This is a genomic window from Arthrobacter dokdonellae (genome assembly GCF_003268655.1).
GTDB classification, from domain to species: domain Bacteria; phylum Actinomycetota; class Actinomycetes; order Actinomycetales; family Micrococcaceae; genus Specibacter; species Specibacter dokdonellae.
The window spans coordinates 1,895,453-1,908,597 of the sequence record NZ_CP029642.1 but is presented as its reverse complement, the minus strand read 5'-3'; the positions used below and the strand labels follow the sequence as shown (position 1 = coordinate 1,908,597).

At 68.4% G+C, this 13,145-nt stretch carries 13 protein-coding genes; 2 read left to right on the top strand and 11 right to left on the bottom strand.

Features of this window, described 5'->3' with window-relative positions; translation table 11 throughout:
• The first annotated feature begins 8 nt into the window (after positions 1-8).
• A complete protein-coding gene (locus DMB86_RS08505; protein ID WP_113717392.1) occupies positions 9-641 on the top strand; it encodes a class I SAM-dependent methyltransferase in 633 nt (210 codons plus the stop codon).
• On the opposite strand, the gene dapF is transcribed toward DMB86_RS08505, so the two are convergent.
• The 7 genes from dapF to DMB86_RS08470 all read right to left on the bottom strand — a co-directional run bounded on the left by dapF (position 642) and on the right by DMB86_RS08470 (position 7,763).
• The gene (gene dapF / locus DMB86_RS08500) at positions 642-1,562 is read right to left on the bottom strand and encodes a diaminopimelate epimerase (RefSeq protein ID WP_113717391.1); all 921 of its coding nucleotides are present in this window, start codon (positions 1,560-1,562) and stop codon (positions 642-644) included.
• A gap of 58 nt (positions 1,563-1,620) precedes the next feature.
• Positions 1,621-2,583 carry a tRNA (adenosine(37)-N6)-dimethylallyltransferase MiaA gene (gene miaA, locus DMB86_RS08495; protein ID WP_227878674.1) on the bottom strand — a complete coding sequence of 321 codons (963 nt, stop codon included), beginning with the start codon at positions 2,581-2,583 and terminating at the stop codon, positions 1,621-1,623.
• On the bottom strand, positions 2,580-4,085 hold the full coding sequence (miaB, locus tag DMB86_RS08490) for a tRNA (N6-isopentenyl adenosine(37)-C2)-methylthiotransferase MiaB (protein WP_236783365.1): 1,506 nt from the start codon (positions 4,083-4,085) through the stop codon (positions 2,580-2,582). Before miaB ends, miaA begins: the two co-directional genes overlap by 4 nt.
• A gap of 217 nt (positions 4,086-4,302) precedes the next feature.
• Complete coding sequence (locus tag DMB86_RS08485; protein WP_113717389.1) at positions 4,303-5,580, bottom strand: coiled-coil domain-containing protein; 1,278 nt, start codon at positions 5,578-5,580, stop codon at positions 4,303-4,305.
• 42 nt (positions 5,581-5,622) lie between these two features.
• A complete protein-coding gene (locus tag DMB86_RS08480; protein WP_227878673.1) occupies positions 5,623-6,159 on the bottom strand; it encodes a regulatory protein RecX in 537 nt (178 codons plus the stop codon).
• Positions 6,160-6,168: 9 nt separating this feature from the next.
• Positions 6,169-7,221 (bottom strand): recombinase RecA, encoded by a 1,053-nt coding sequence (recA, locus tag DMB86_RS08475; RefSeq protein ID WP_113717388.1) that lies wholly within the window; start codon positions 7,219-7,221, stop codon positions 6,169-6,171.
• A gap of 320 nt (positions 7,222-7,541) precedes the next feature.
• Complete coding sequence (locus DMB86_RS08470; RefSeq protein WP_113717387.1) at positions 7,542-7,763, bottom strand: DUF3046 domain-containing protein; 222 nt, start codon at positions 7,761-7,763, stop codon at positions 7,542-7,544.
• A 56-nt stretch (positions 7,764-7,819) separates the two neighbouring features.
• On the opposite strand from DMB86_RS08470, the gene DMB86_RS08465 reads away from it, so the two are divergent.
• Positions 7,820-8,305, top strand: a complete 486-nt coding sequence (locus tag DMB86_RS08465; RefSeq protein ID WP_113717386.1) for a MarR family winged helix-turn-helix transcriptional regulator — start codon at positions 7,820-7,822, stop codon at positions 8,303-8,305.
• Between the two features lie 203 nt (positions 8,306-8,508).
• On the opposite strand, the gene DMB86_RS08460 is transcribed toward DMB86_RS08465, so the two are convergent.
• The 4 genes from DMB86_RS08460 to DMB86_RS08445 all read right to left on the bottom strand — a co-directional run bounded on the left by DMB86_RS08460 (position 8,509) and on the right by DMB86_RS08445 (position 13,127).
• Positions 8,509-8,949, bottom strand: coding sequence for a helix-turn-helix domain-containing protein (locus DMB86_RS08460; protein WP_113717385.1), 441 nt, complete (start codon positions 8,947-8,949; stop codon positions 8,509-8,511).
• 131 nt (positions 8,950-9,080) lie between these two features.
• Positions 9,081-9,563 carry a CinA family protein gene (locus tag DMB86_RS08455; RefSeq protein ID WP_113719428.1) on the bottom strand — a complete coding sequence of 161 codons (483 nt, stop codon included), beginning with the start codon at positions 9,561-9,563 and terminating at the stop codon, positions 9,081-9,083.
• A 17-nt stretch (positions 9,564-9,580) separates the two neighbouring features.
• Complete coding sequence (pgsA, locus tag DMB86_RS08450; RefSeq protein ID WP_113717384.1) at positions 9,581-10,114, bottom strand: CDP-diacylglycerol--glycerol-3-phosphate 3-phosphatidyltransferase; 534 nt, start codon at positions 10,112-10,114, stop codon at positions 9,581-9,583.
• 121 nt (positions 10,115-10,235) lie between these two features.
• A complete protein-coding gene (locus tag DMB86_RS08445; RefSeq protein ID WP_113717383.1) occupies positions 10,236-13,127 on the bottom strand; it encodes an FtsK/SpoIIIE family DNA translocase in 2,892 nt (963 codons plus the stop codon).
• Between the last annotated feature and the right edge of the window lie 18 nt (positions 13,128-13,145).

Sequence of the window (13,145 nt, the reverse complement as noted above, 5' to 3'; positions counted from 1 at the left end):
GCAGGACTATGGGTACTCAGGGCGCAGATCATTATTTCACTTCACAGCCGTCAACGCCGCTGAAACGGCGTCCGCTGACGGTGTGGTTGGCTGGCGCCGAACGCACACTGCAGACCGCGGGCGGCATTTTCAGCCCGGACGGTGTGGACAAGGGCACCACCGTCCTGCTGAACGGTGCCCCGCCGCCGGCCGCCGAGGGAAACCTTCTGGACATTGGCTGCGGCTGGGGGCCGGTGGCGCTGACCCTGGCCCTGCGCTCCCCCGGCGCCGCCGTTCATGCGGTGGATGTCAACGAGCGCTCCATCGAACTCACCACCGACAACGCGAAGGCCCTGGGCCTGTCCAACGTCCACGCGTCCACGCCCGACGCCGTCGACCCGGAGCTGCGCTTCAACACCATCTGGTCCAATCCGCCCATCCGCGTCGGCAAGGCCGAGCTGCACTCCATCCTGCTGATGTGGCTGCCCCGGCTGGCCGACGGCGGCACCGCCTACCTGGTGGTGCAAAAGAACCTCGGCGCGGATTCCTTGCAGCGCTGGCTGGCCGCGGAACTGGACGAACGCTTCCCTGAGGCGAGCTTCAAGGTCTCCCGCGACTCAACGCACAAGGCGTTCCGGATCCTGAAGGTTGTCCGGCGGTAGCTAGGCAAGCACTCCGTCGGCCACGATCACGGCCGGCCCGCTCAGCTCGACGTGTTCGCGGCCGTCCGCACCGGGAAAGAAGCGCACGCCCACCGTCCCGCCCGGCACGGCCACGGCCCAGTCGTCCGGGGCGGTGGCGCCGGCCCAGAAGCGGGTCGCGACCGCCGCCGCGCAGGCCCCCGTGCCGCAGGAGAGGGTCTCCCCGACGCCACGCTCGTGCACGCGCATGGTGATGTGGCCGACGTCGTCCGTCACCAGGGGATCGGCAGGCACGGCAAATTCAACGTTGGTCCCGTAGGGCGGGACGGGGGTCACGGCCGGCGCCGCGCCGAGCCGTGTGCCCTCAAGTTCGGCGAGGTCCGCCAGGGCCACCACCGTGTGCGGGTTGCCCATGCTCACCGACAGGGCCGGGCGGGCCACGTCCAGGCCGGCGGCCTCCACGAGCGAATCCGTGCCGCGTTCCCCGGCCTGCTCGGGGAAGATGAACTCCCAGGGTCCCATGTCGACGCGGTAGCCGGTCCCCGTCCGGGCCACGACCTTGACGCCGCCGCGGGTGCCGATGGTCAACGCCTCCCCCTCGGCGAGGGAGGCCAGGCCCTGGTCGATCAGGAAATGCACAAAGACCCGCACGCCGTTGCCGCACATCTCGGACAGCGAGCCGTCGCCGTTGCGGTAGTCCATGAACCATTCGGCGTCGGGGTTGTCCGCGAGCAGCGCCGCGCCTTCCGGCAGGTGCATGGAGCGCACGGCGCGTATGAGCCCGTCGCCACCAATCCCGCGGTGGCGGTCGCACAACAGCGCCACCTGCTCCGGGGCGATGTCGCGTTCCCCGTCGGGGTCGGCGACGAGGACGAAGTCGTTGCCGGTGCCGTGGCCCTTGGCAAAACGGAGCCCGGTCAATGGCACAGCTGCTTCAGTCATCGGGGAACCCTTTCATGGAACAAGCTTATGGCACAGGCGTACGACGCCGGGCGGCCGCTCAAGCGCCCCGCCCACCTTGGGCGTGGCTCACCAGGGCGGCCGCGGCGTCCACGAGACCGGGCCCGGACCAATCGAGCCACTGCACGCGCGGGTCGGCACGGAACCAGGTCAGCTGGCGGCGGGCAAACTGGCGGGTGGCCGTGATCGTGTCCTCCGCGGCGGCCGCCGCGGTGGATGCGCCGTCGATGACGCGCAGGAATTGCTGGTAGCCGAGGGCCTTCCGCGCCGTCCGTCCTTCGCGCAGGCCCTGCGGAATGAGCGCCTCGACCTCGGCCTGCAGCCCGGCGTCCACCATGGCGTGCACCCGGGCGGCCAGCCGCAGGTGGAGCTCGGAGCGGTCCCCGTTCAGCCCGATCTGCAGCGTGGGCTGGACATGTTGCCGGCGCGGCATGAAGGAGCTGAACGGGCGCCCCGTCAGCTCGTGCACTTCCAGGGCCCGGACCACGCGCTTGCCGTCGCCGATGCGCGCGGCGGAGACCGGATCCACCACCGCCAGGCGGGCCGCGAGCGGCGCCAGCCCGCCTGCGTCGAGCTCGGCTTCCAGGCGGGCGCGCACCTGCGCGTCGGTGCCGGGGAACTCCAACACGTCCAAGGCGGCGCGCACGTACAGTCCGGAGCCGCCCACCAGGATGGGCAGCTTCCCACGGGACTGGATGTCGGCAACGGCGGCCCGCGCCATCGACTGGTATTCCGCCACGGTGGTGTCCTCGCTGACGGCCAGAAAGTCCATCAGGTGGTGCGGGATGCCGCGGCGTGCGGCCGCCGGCAGCTTGGCCGTGCCAATGTCCATGCCGCGGTAGAACTGCATGGAGTCGGCGTTGACTGCCTCGCCGTCAAACCGTTCGGCGAGCTCCAGGGCCAGTTCCGACTTTCCCGAGCCGGTGGGGCCGACGACGGCGACAACGGGCAGCGCGCACGGAGCCTGCCTCGCGGCGGGCAGGCCGGCGTCGGCCGCGCTCACGCGGTGCGGACGGGCAGCGCGGGCATGCCCAGGCTCACGGCGTTCTTCGCACCGGACGCCGTGCCGGAACCGGGGGCCGGCACGCCGCAGGACTCCGCCTGTGACCTGTCCCAGGCGTCGCCGGCCGCCGAGCGGCGCAGCAGATAGTCGGCGGGGGAAGGATCTGCCACCAGGTGGAAGGCGGCGGCCCCGGTGACGGGCACGGTGACGAGGTCGCCGGGGCGAGGGGTCCCGGCTCCTTCGGGGACGCTGAAGTGGACCAGCCTCTGGTCCCGGGCCCTGCCGGAGAGGCGGTGCGTTTCGGCGGCCTTGCGGCCGGACTGGGCCGTGACCATGACCTCCACGGTGCGGCCCACCTGCTTCGCGTTTTCCTCGGCCGCGATCCTGTCCTGCAGGGCGGTCAGGCGCAGGAACCGTTCCTGCACCACTTCCTTGGGCAGCTGGTCCGGCAGCTCCGCGGCCGGGGTGCCGGGGCGTTTGGAGTATTGGAAGGTGAAGGCGGTGGCAAAGCGCGACTTCTCCACGACGTCGAGCGTGGCCTGGAAGTCTTCTTCCGTCTCCCCGGGGAAGCCCACAATGATGTCGGTGGAGATGGCGGCGTGCGGCATCCGTTCGCGCACCTTGTCCAGGATGGCCAGGAACTTCGCGCTCCGGTAGGAGCGGCGCATGTCCTTGAGGACCTTGTCCGAGCCGGACTGCAAAGGCATGTGCAGCTGGGGCATGACGTTGGGTGTCTCGGCCATGGCGGCGATGACGTCGTCGGTGAACGCGGCAGGGTGGGGGCTGGTGAAGCGTACGCGTTCCAGTCCCTTGATGCCGCCGCAGGCGCGCAGCAGCTTGCCGAAGGCCAGGCGGTCGCCGAACTCGACGCCGTAGGAGTTGACGTTTTGGCCCAGCAGCGTGACCTCGATGGCGCCGTCGTCCACGAGCGCCTGGATCTCGGCCAGGATCTCCCCGGGCCGGCGGTCGCGTTCCTTCCCGCGCAGCGAGGGTACGATGCAGAAGGTGCAGGTGTTGTTGCAGCCCACGGAGATGCTGACCCAGCCGGAGTACACGGCTTCGCGCCTGGTGGGCAGCGTGGACGGGAAGACGTCCAGGGACTCCAGGATTTCCATCTGGGCGTCGGCGTTGTGGCGGGCGCGTTCCAGCAGCACCGGGAGCGCCCCGACGTTGTGGGTGCCAAAGACTACATCAACCCAGGGGGCGCGCTTTTGGATGGTGTCGCGGTCCTTCTGCGCCAGGCAGCCGCCCACGGCGATCTGCATGCCCGGGTTGGATTCCTTCACGTGGGCCAGCATCCCAAGGTTGCCGTAGAGCTTGTTGTCCGCGTTTTCCCGCACGGCGCAGGTGTTGAAGACGATCACATCGGGAATTGGACGGTCGGGGACGGGCCCGCCGCCGGCGTCGGCGTCGCGCGCCGGCGCGTCACTGGCGTCGGCCACGGCCACCATGCCGGCCGCTTCCAGCAGTCCCGCCATGCGCTCGGAGTCGTGGACGTTCATCTGGCACCCGTAGGTGCGCACCTCGTAGGTGCGCGGCCGGCGGGAAGTGGTGGTGGCGGAAGAATCAACGCCGTCTAGGGTCAGGCTCACCCATCAAGCTTAAGTCCTGGGGCGGATAGTCGGTAAATGGGCCCCGGCGGGCACCGGCCGGGCTGTTCTGAGCAACGGTCACCGCGAGCTGTGCGCACAGCCGCGCAGCGCACCTGGATATCGGGGGTCAGTACCAGTTGTTGGCGACTTCGTGGCCCCAGGCGCCGCACGGGGAACCATAGCGGTCGTTGATGTAACCTAGGCCCCAGTCGATCTGCGTGTGATAGTTGGTGAGCCAGTCGGATCCCGTATCCGAATACTTTCCCGGCGGCAGGGCCTGGGCGATGCCATAGGCGCCGCTGCTCGGGTTGGTGGCGTTGGTCAGCCATCCGGACTCCTGCGTCCACAGCTGCAGCAGGCACTGGAACTGGCTCTGCGGCCATCCGTACACACTCAGCCGGGACGAGGCGTAGGCCTGCGCTCCCGAAGGGTCGTTGACGGCGCCGCCGGGGATGTTGGGCAGGAGGACCTCCACGGGAATGAAGCCGCTGCTGGCCTGGGCGGGCACCGCCGGCTGGACCGGTTGGGCCTGCTGCTGGGCCGCTGAAGCCGCCGCCGCGGCGGCCGCCGCGGCTGCCTGCCGCGCCGCTTCCAATGCGGCGGCCCGTCGCTTGGCTTCCTGGGCCGCTTCGTAGGCGGCCTGGGCTTCCTGGCCCTGCCGGTACTTTTGCTCAACGGCGTTGGTGGTGTTGTTGAGCATGGCCAGCTGCGCCGTCAGGGTCGCGCTGTCCTTCTTTCTGGCCGCGAGCTGGTCGGCCACCGCCCGCTGCGCGGCGACGGCCTTGTCCAGGGCCGATTGGGAGGCCGCCGTCAGGGCGGCCTGCTGGGCCTCCGCGGCCTGCCGGGACTGGGCCAGTGACGCCGCCACGGACTCGGCGGCCTTGGCCCGCACGGCCCTGCCGGCGGCCTGTTCGCCCACCTGGGCCAGCATGTCCAGGCCCTGCAGCGCATTGGTGGAGCCCAGGCTCGTCAGGGTGGTGAAGATGCCGAGGTTGGCCCCGCCCGACTTGTAGCTTTGGACTGCCGCCGCGGCAACGTCCTTTTGGTAGCCGGACGCCTGCTTTTCGGCGCGGCTGGTCTGTGCCTGCAGGACGTTGACCTGGCCGGTGACCACATCCAGCTGCGCCTTTGTCGCGGCGTACGCTGCCCCGGCCTGGACTGCCGCGGTGCCGAGGGTGTCGGATTCGGCGGACAACGTGTCCAACAGGGCGTTGATCTTGGCGACTTCGGCCTGGGTGGCAGCGGCGTTCCCCTTGGCCTTTTGGACGTCGGACCACGTGGGGTAGCCGGTGGGCGGCCCGTCATCGGCGGAGACAGGACTTGCCGAAACGCCCGAAACGACGATGAACCCGGCCGCAACTGCTGCGGCCAGGGTGCTCACCAGACGACGTGGAAGACTGATCATAGGTGGCAAGCATAACCGCGGCAGGGGCGCATTCCGCGGGATTTACTCCGGTGATTCGCCGTCGAGCTGCTCATCGATGAGCCGCTCCACCACGGCGAAGGCATTCGAGGGCCCGAAGCCCTTGCGCGCCAGCATGGCCACCCAGCGCCGGGTGTACTTGTCCCGCTCCGCCGTATCCGCCAGATTCATGGACCCGCGCAGCTTGCGCCGCACCAGGGCCTCGGCACTGGCCGCCTCGTCGTCGTCGCTGACCTGGGCCAGCGCCTCCTCGGCCAGGTGAGCGGATATCCCCTTCTCCGCGAGCTCGCGCTGGAGCGCGCCCCTGGCGAGCGACCGGTTTTGGGCCCTGCTGCGTACCCACAGCCGGGCGAATTCGGCGTCGTCAATGAGCTTGACTTCCTCGAAGCGGTCCAGCACGGACTCGGCGACGTCATCCGGAACGTGACGTTCCGCCAGCTTTTGGGCCAGCTGATGGCGGCTCTTGGGCGAGTTGGTCAGCTGCCGCAGGATGATGGCCCGGGCCACCGACGCCGGATTCGCGTCGGGGTCCAGTTCCGGGGCCGGCCGCTTCGTGTTCACGGCAGCCCCTTAGAAGCCGTCGACGGCCTTCAGCTTCGGGGCTGCCTCCGCCGGAGGTTCCGCGGCGACGCCCACACCCAGCTTGACCTTGATCAGGCGCTCGAGTTCCTCCGCCAGCTCGGGGTTGTCCCGCAGGAAGCGGCGGGAGTTCTCCATGCCCTGGCCGAGCTGGTCGCCGTCGTAGGTGAACCAGGAACCTGACTTGCGGATGATGCCGTGCTCCACGCCCATGTCGATGATTCCGCCTTCACGCGAAATGCCCTGGCCATAGATGATGTCGAACTCGGCAACCTTGAACGGCGGTGCCATCTTGTTCTTGACGACCTTGGCCTTGGTCCGGTTTCCGACGGCGTCCGACCCCTCCTTCAATGTCTGGATGCGGCGGACGTCGATGCGGATGGAGGCGTAGAACTTCAGCGCCTTTCCACCGGTGGTGGTCTCCGGGCTGCCGAAGAACACGCCGATCTTCTCACGCAGCTGGTTGATGAAGATGGCGGTGGTCTTGGTCTGGCTCAGGCGCCCGGTGATCTTGCGCAGGGCCTGGCTCATCAGGCGCGCCTGCAGGCCCACGTGGCTGTCGCCCATGTCGCCCTCGATTTCGGCGCGCGGCACCAGCGCGGCCACGGAGTCGATGACAATGACGTCCAGCGAGCCGGAGCCGATCAGCATGTCCATGATCTCCAGCGCCTGCTCGCCGGTGTCCGGCTGGGAGACCAAAAGTGCGTCCGTGTCCACACCGAGCTTGGCGGCGTAGTCGGGGTCCAGGGCGTGCTCGGCGTCGATGAACGCCGCAATGCCGCCGTTCTTTTGCGCGTTCGCGACGGCATGCAGCGCTACGGTGGTCTTACCCGAGGATTCCGGGCCGTAGATCTCCACGACACGGCCACGCGGCAGTCCTCCGATGCCCAGCGCAACATCCAGGGCGATGGATCCGGTGGGAATGACTTCAATGGGCGCCCTGACATCGTCACCCAGGCGCATTACCGAGCCCTTGCCATACTGCTTGTCAATCTGGGCCAGCGCTGCGGCCAGCGCCTTTTCACGGTCTGCGGGAGCGGCCATGGTTCACCTCGGTCTTTCATCTGTGCCGAATCTTCGGCCCCGTCCTTCCGGCACTTCCTGCACCGGGTCCGGGTGGTGGTTTGGTTTCTTCCTGCGGACTTCCCCGTGGGGGCAACTCCGTGGCGTTACGTTGGTTAAAACGCTAGTTCAAGGCTCTGACAATGTCCGCCGAAGTCCGCCGCTGCGGGCAAATTTGTGGAGAACTTTCTTCCCCTGCCGCACCGGTCCGTTCAATTCTAGGGCGCTTCGAACAGGTATTCGATTCTTCGCACGGCGTGTCGCCAGCCAAAGTTGTTAGATCGTCGCTGTCATGTCCACGGTCATTTCTTCACGGGGATGTCGCGCCCCAGGCGCCGCGCCTCCGGCACGTCCTGCATTTGGCACACCTCAAGCCAGACCTCCCGCGGGTCGTATCCGGCAGCGAGGGCGTCAAGGGCCGTTTTCCCGCCTACCCCGGCCAAATGCAGTTCCCTGGCAAGGACGCGGGAATACCCGGGGGTGAACTCGTCGTCCATCAATCGCCAAAACTCGCTTGCTCGCACAGTCCCATTCTTGCACGCCGGGCGCCGTCCGGCGTGCGCAGAATAGACTGGTTCCCATGAGTACAGCAGCTTCAGCGCAGGGTGATGCCACTCCTCCCCTTGCACCCGAAAAGGAGGCCGCCATGGAGGCGCTGGAGGTTGAACTCAGCCTGTTGTGGCGCCGGGCCCGGGCCACCAGCCATTCGCTGTCCCGCAGCGTCCATCCGGATCTGGAGCCGGCCGCATATGGACTGCTTTCGGTGCTGCTGCACCAGGGCGGCATGCGGCTGACGGAGCTGGCCAGGAGCATCGGTGTCGGGAAGCCGTCCGTGAGCCGCCAGATCAGTTTTCTGGAAAGCGTGGGGCTGGTCCGCAAGGACGCCGATCCCCGTGACGGGCGCGCGCAGATGATTGAGCTCACGCCCCGGGGCCTGGCCAAGATGCGTGAAGTCCATGACGGCCGCCAGCGTGCCTTTCACAGCCTGCTGGCCCATTGGGACACGGCGGACCTGGCCACCTTGGCCGCCTTAATTGCCAAGCTCAATGACGACGGCGGCCGCTGAGGACCGCGGCCGGCCCGCCGTGCGGCACGGCTGCCGGCGCTGGACATGCAGCAAAGCGGGCCCCCTCCAAGGACGGGGCCCGCTTTGCTGTCCGGGCCGGCCACACACTGTGCCTGCCTGCAAGGATCTTGGCGCCGCATGCCGGTTTCCTCCGGCGCGGCAGTGACGGAAGGCGTAAGGGCCGTTCCAGGCGCTGTGCACACCTAGAAGGCGTTAGACATGAGTCCCTTGCGCAGTTCTTCGGAGAGTTCCTCGTTGAGGTCGCGGCCATAGCGGGCTGCGAATTCCTGGGGAACGGTGTCCGGGACGGCCACGCCTTCGGCTATGGCCAGACGGTCGCTCACCTCGCGGAGCATGAGTGACAGGGGCACGTCAAGGGCGGAGCAGATGGAGGAAAGCAGCTCGGAAGACGCTTCCTTCTGCCCACGCTCCACTTCACTCAAATAGCCCAGTGAGACGCGTGCGTTGTGTGAGACTTCGCGGAGTGTGCGGCCTTGACGCTGGCGAACATCCCGCAGAACGTCTCCAATTTCGTGGCGTAGAACCACCATTTTGCGCTCCTTCTGCTGATGCTTTGCCTCATCCGCCAAACCCACATCCCGCCAGCGCACCACGCCGTTTACGGATACGGGTTGTTTCACCATCGGTATCGCCTTACTCCTTGCCATTTGCATACGTCCTCTTCGGCTGGTCCGAAAAGGGCAACGCCTATCGTTGGTGATCTTATCCTAAGGGTGATCACCACCCAATGCGTTCACTATCCCTAACTATCCGGTCACAACTTTTGTTCCCGGGCCGCCGCGACCACCTGCTGCAGCAGCGCCAGCGCCTCGTCCACGGCCTGCTGGCGGACCATGGCCCGGTCCCCGCCGAAATGGTATTCGTAGGCCTGGACCTCGCCGTCGATGGCCACACCGATGAAGACATCTCCCACGGCCTTGCCCTGGTGCGGTTCAGGTCCGGCCACCCCGGTGGTGGACAGCCCCACCCGCGCTCCCGCCAGGTGGCAGGCGCCCAGCGCCATGGCGCAGGCCACCCGCGCGTCGACGGCTCCGTGCTCGGCCAGCATTTCGGCCGGCACGCCCAGCGCCCTGACCTTGACGTCGTTTTGGTAGGCGATGACGCCGCCGTTGAGCATGCCCGACGCGCCGGGAACCTCCACCAGGGTGGCGGCAAGCAGTCCGCCGGTCAGCGATTCGGCCGTGGCAACGCTTAGCCCGGCGGCCGCTGCATCAGCCACCAGCGTGTCCAGGTCCATGCCCGGAACCGCCACGGCTACGCCGCCCCGCGGCCGGCGCTGCGCAGCTGCCCGGCCTTGATGAGGTAGTCGATGCCGGTGACCACCGTGACGGCCAGCGCCGCCAGCATGACCACCAGCGCCGCGACGGAAAGCCACGGTACGGCAGGTGTGACGGGGAGCAGGAAGAGGAAGATGGCCACTGTCTGCAGGACGGTCTTGAGCTTGCCGCCCCCCGAGGCGGCCATGACGCCGTAGCGGATCACCACAAAACGCAGGGCCGTGATCCCCACTTCCCGGACCAGCATCAGGATCGTCACCCACCACCACAGCTCGCCCACGGCGGACAGCATGATCAAGGCCGAGCCGATCAGCAGCTTGTCCGCGATCGGGTCCGCGATCTTCCCAAAGCTCGTGATGAGCCCGCGCGCCCGGGCGATGTCGCCGTCGAGCTTGTCTGTGTAAATGGCCACCAGGAACAGCACCACCGCCGCCCAGCGCCACCAGCCGTACGCGGTGGCGTCGGCCAGGAAGAACCAGATGAAGAACGGCACCAGCACGATGCGCAGCATGGTCAGGGCGTTCGGCAGGTTCCAGTTTGAGGGTCGGGGCGGGGCTGGTGCGGCGTTATCGGTCACTGTGCAAGGCTATCGCCATTCGGCCCGGGGCCGGTAGGCGCCCGGCAGCCCGGCCTCACCGTCCGGTCAGCGACCATGCGTCCTCGCCGCCGTCCTCGTCGTCACCGTCGTAGTAGTCCACGGCCTCGGTGCGGCTGGCCAGGTCCTCGGCCACCAGGTCCGTGCCCCAGCCGTGGTTGGCGTTCGCGTTCTCCGTCAGGGCGGCCGTCATGGCGTCCCCGACTGCCGGGCCCGGCCCGCCGTCGGACGGTCCGCCTTCCGTTGGCGCGACGCCAGCTCCGCCTTCGGCAGGACCCTCGCCCGCACCGCCGCCCCGGATGGCGGCCAGCGTGGCGGCAAGGTCGTCGGGCTTGACGAGGACGTCGCGCGCCTTGGAACCCTCGGAAGGTCCAACCACGCCGCGCGATTCCAGCAGGTCCATCAGGCGCCCGGCCTTGGCGAAGCCGACCCGCAGCTTGCGCTGGAGCATCGAGGTGGAGCCAAACTGCGTGGTGACCACCAGCTCGGTGGCCTGCAGCAGCAACTCCAGGTCGTCGCCGATGTCGTCTTCGATCTGCTTCCTGGGTGCCTCAACGGCCACGTCGTCGCGGTAGTGGACTGTCAGCTGGCCCTTGACATGGTCCACGACGCGCTTGATCTCGGCCTCGGTGACCCAGGCTCCCTGGACACGGATCGGCTTGGACTTGCCCATCGGCAGGAACAGGGCGTCGCCCTGGCCCAGCAGCTTTTCGGCGCCCGGCTGGTCCAGGACCACGCGGGAGTCCGTGACGGAGGACGTGGCGAACGCCATCCGGGACGGGACGTTGGCCTTGATCAGGCCGGTCACCACGTCCACGGACGGGCGCTGCGTGGCCAGCACCAGGTGGATGCCGGCGGCCCGGGCGAGCTGGGTGATGCGCACAATGGAGTCTTCGACGTCGCGCGGGGCCACCATCATCAGGTCGGCGAGCTCGTCCACGATCACCAGCAGGTACGGGTACGGGCGGATGATGCGCTTGGAGTCGACGGGCGGATGGACCTTGCCGGCCTTGACCGCCTTGTTGAATTCGTCAATGTGCTTGAAGCCGTAGTTGGCCAGGTCGTCGTAGCGCTGGTCCATTTCGCGCACCACCCACTGCAGCGCCTCGGCGGCCTTCTTGGGGTTGGTGATGATGGGGGTGATCAGGTGCGGGACGCCCTCGTAGGCGGTCAGTTCCACACGTTTGGGGTCGACCATGACCATGCGGACCTCGTCGGGCGTGGAGCGCATCAGGATCGAAACAATCATGGAGTTGACGAAGGAGGACTTTCCGGCGCCGGTGGCGCCGGCCACCAGCAGGTGCGGCATCTTGGCCAGGTTGGCCACGACGAAGCCGCCCTCGACGTCCTTGCCGACGCCCATGACCATGGGATGGTCGGTGCGCCGGGCGTTGGCCGACCGCAGGACGTCGCCGAGGACCACGATCTCCTTGTCCGCGTTCGGGATTTCGATGCCGATGGCGCTCTTGCCCGGGATCGGGCTGAGGATGCGCACGTCCGAGGACGCCACGGCGTAGGAGATGTTCTTGCTCAGGGCCGTGACGCGCTCCACCTTGGTGCCGGACGCCAGCTCAATCTCATACCGTGTGACGGTGGGGCCGCGGCTGAAGCCGGTCACGGCCGCGTCCACATTGAACTGGTTCAGGGTGTCGGTCAGCGCCGCCACCACTGCGTCGTTGGCATCCGTGGCGTCCTTCGCCGGCGGCCCGGCGGGCAGGAAGTCCGATTCCGGCAGGGTGTAGGTGACGTCCCCGGAGAGCTGCAGCTGCTCCGACCGCGCAGGGATCGGCGCGGGCACGCTGCTGGGCGGGGCTGGCATGGCCCGGGTGGCGGCGCCGGCCGTCACGATCCCGATGGCCTCGGTGACCGCGTCCGGCGCGGCCAGGTGGCCGTCCGCGGCCTCGTGGCCGGTGGAGGTGGGCAGGCCCTGGCGGGCCTTGATCCTGTCCGCGGCCAGCTCGTCCCGCGTGGGACGCCGCACGCCCGGCGGCAGGGACGGCACGGCAGGCGCTGCCCCGGTGTCGTCGTCGGCCACGTCAACCAGTGGCGTGTCAAAGGCACCGTCAGTGTCGTAGCCCGGCTCGAGCGTGTCCGCGGCCGCCTTCTTGCGGCCGCGCAGGGCGCGGGGCTTCTTCTCCTTGGGAAGGTCTTCGCGGTCGTAGAGGTAGCTCTGGTCGTGGCCGTCGGCAACGTCGTCATGCCGCGGAGCGGTGCCGACGAGCTGTTCGTAGAGGCTGCGCAGCCGGTCGGGAATGTGGCGGATGGGTGTGGCGGTGAGGATCAGGAGGCTGAAGAAGGCCAGGATCGAGAAGACGGCGACGGCCAGCACCGGGCTGGCCGCGCCGACCAGGCCGCCGCCGATCATGCCGACCATGCCGCCGGCGCGGCTGACGCCGGCAAAGCCGCTGCCGGCGTCAGGCATGCCGCCGGCCACGTGTGCCAGCGCGCAGCCGGAGATGACCATGAGGGAGAAGCCGATGGCGACGCGGTTGTTGGCGCGGACGTTGGTGGGCTGGCGGAACACCAGGATGGCGAAGATCAGCAGCATGGGCGGCAGCATGGCCGCGAACCAGCCGAACGTGCCCTGAAAGACGCCGTGGACGGCGTCGGCCACGCCGCCGGTCAGGCCCCACCACTCAAAGGTGGCGATGAGCGCGGCGAGGAGGATGAAGAACAGGCCGCTGCCGTCGCGGCGGTCCTCGTGGGCGATGCCGCTGACGTCGGCGCCCATGCGGCGGATGGCCCCGCCGATCAGGTGCCCCAGCCCCTGCCACAGGCCGGCGACAAAGCGCACCGGCCAGACATGCTGCGGTTCGGGAACGGTTTGCCTGCTGCGGGTGCTCGGCATTTTGGCGGTCTTCGCAGGGCGCGCGGACGCGCCGCCTTGCTTGCCGGCGGACGCGCGAGCGGGGGAAGAACGAGTCGCCATACCTCCCAAGCTACCTTG

Excerpts from the sequence above, each read along its gene's own strand:
- miaB (WP_236783365.1), bottom strand. The coding sequence starts at position 4,085 with ATGAACGTCCACGACTCCGAGCGCATGGCGGGACTGCTGGAAGCGGCC.
- DMB86_RS08505 (WP_113717392.1), top strand. The coding sequence starts at position 9 with ATGGGTACTCAGGGCGCAGATCATTATTTCACTTCACAGCCGTCAACG.
- DMB86_RS08455 (WP_113719428.1), bottom strand. The coding sequence starts at position 9,563 with ATGGACCTGGACACGCTGGTGGCTGATGCAGCGGCCGCCGGGCTAAGC.
- DMB86_RS08485 (WP_113717389.1), bottom strand. The coding sequence starts at position 5,580 with ATGATCAGTCTTCCACGTCGTCTGGTGAGCACCCTGGCCGCAGCAGTT.
- DMB86_RS08465 (WP_113717386.1), top strand. The coding sequence starts at position 7,820 with ATGAGTACAGCAGCTTCAGCGCAGGGTGATGCCACTCCTCCCCTTGCA.
- pgsA (WP_113717384.1), bottom strand. The coding sequence starts at position 10,114 with ATGCTGCGCATCGTGCTGGTGCCGTTCTTCATCTGGTTCTTCCTGGCC.
- DMB86_RS08445 (WP_113717383.1), bottom strand. The coding sequence starts at position 13,127 with ATGGCGACTCGTTCTTCCCCCGCTCGCGCGTCCGCCGGCAAGCAAGGC.
- recA (WP_113717388.1), bottom strand. The coding sequence starts at position 7,221 with ATGGCCGCTCCCGCAGACCGTGAAAAGGCGCTGGCCGCAGCGCTGGCC.
- dapF (WP_113717391.1), bottom strand. The coding sequence starts at position 1,562 with ATGACTGAAGCAGCTGTGCCATTGACCGGGCTCCGTTTTGCCAAGGGC.
- DMB86_RS08460 (WP_113717385.1), bottom strand. The coding sequence starts at position 8,949 with ATGGTGAAACAACCCGTATCCGTAAACGGCGTGGTGCGCTGGCGGGAT.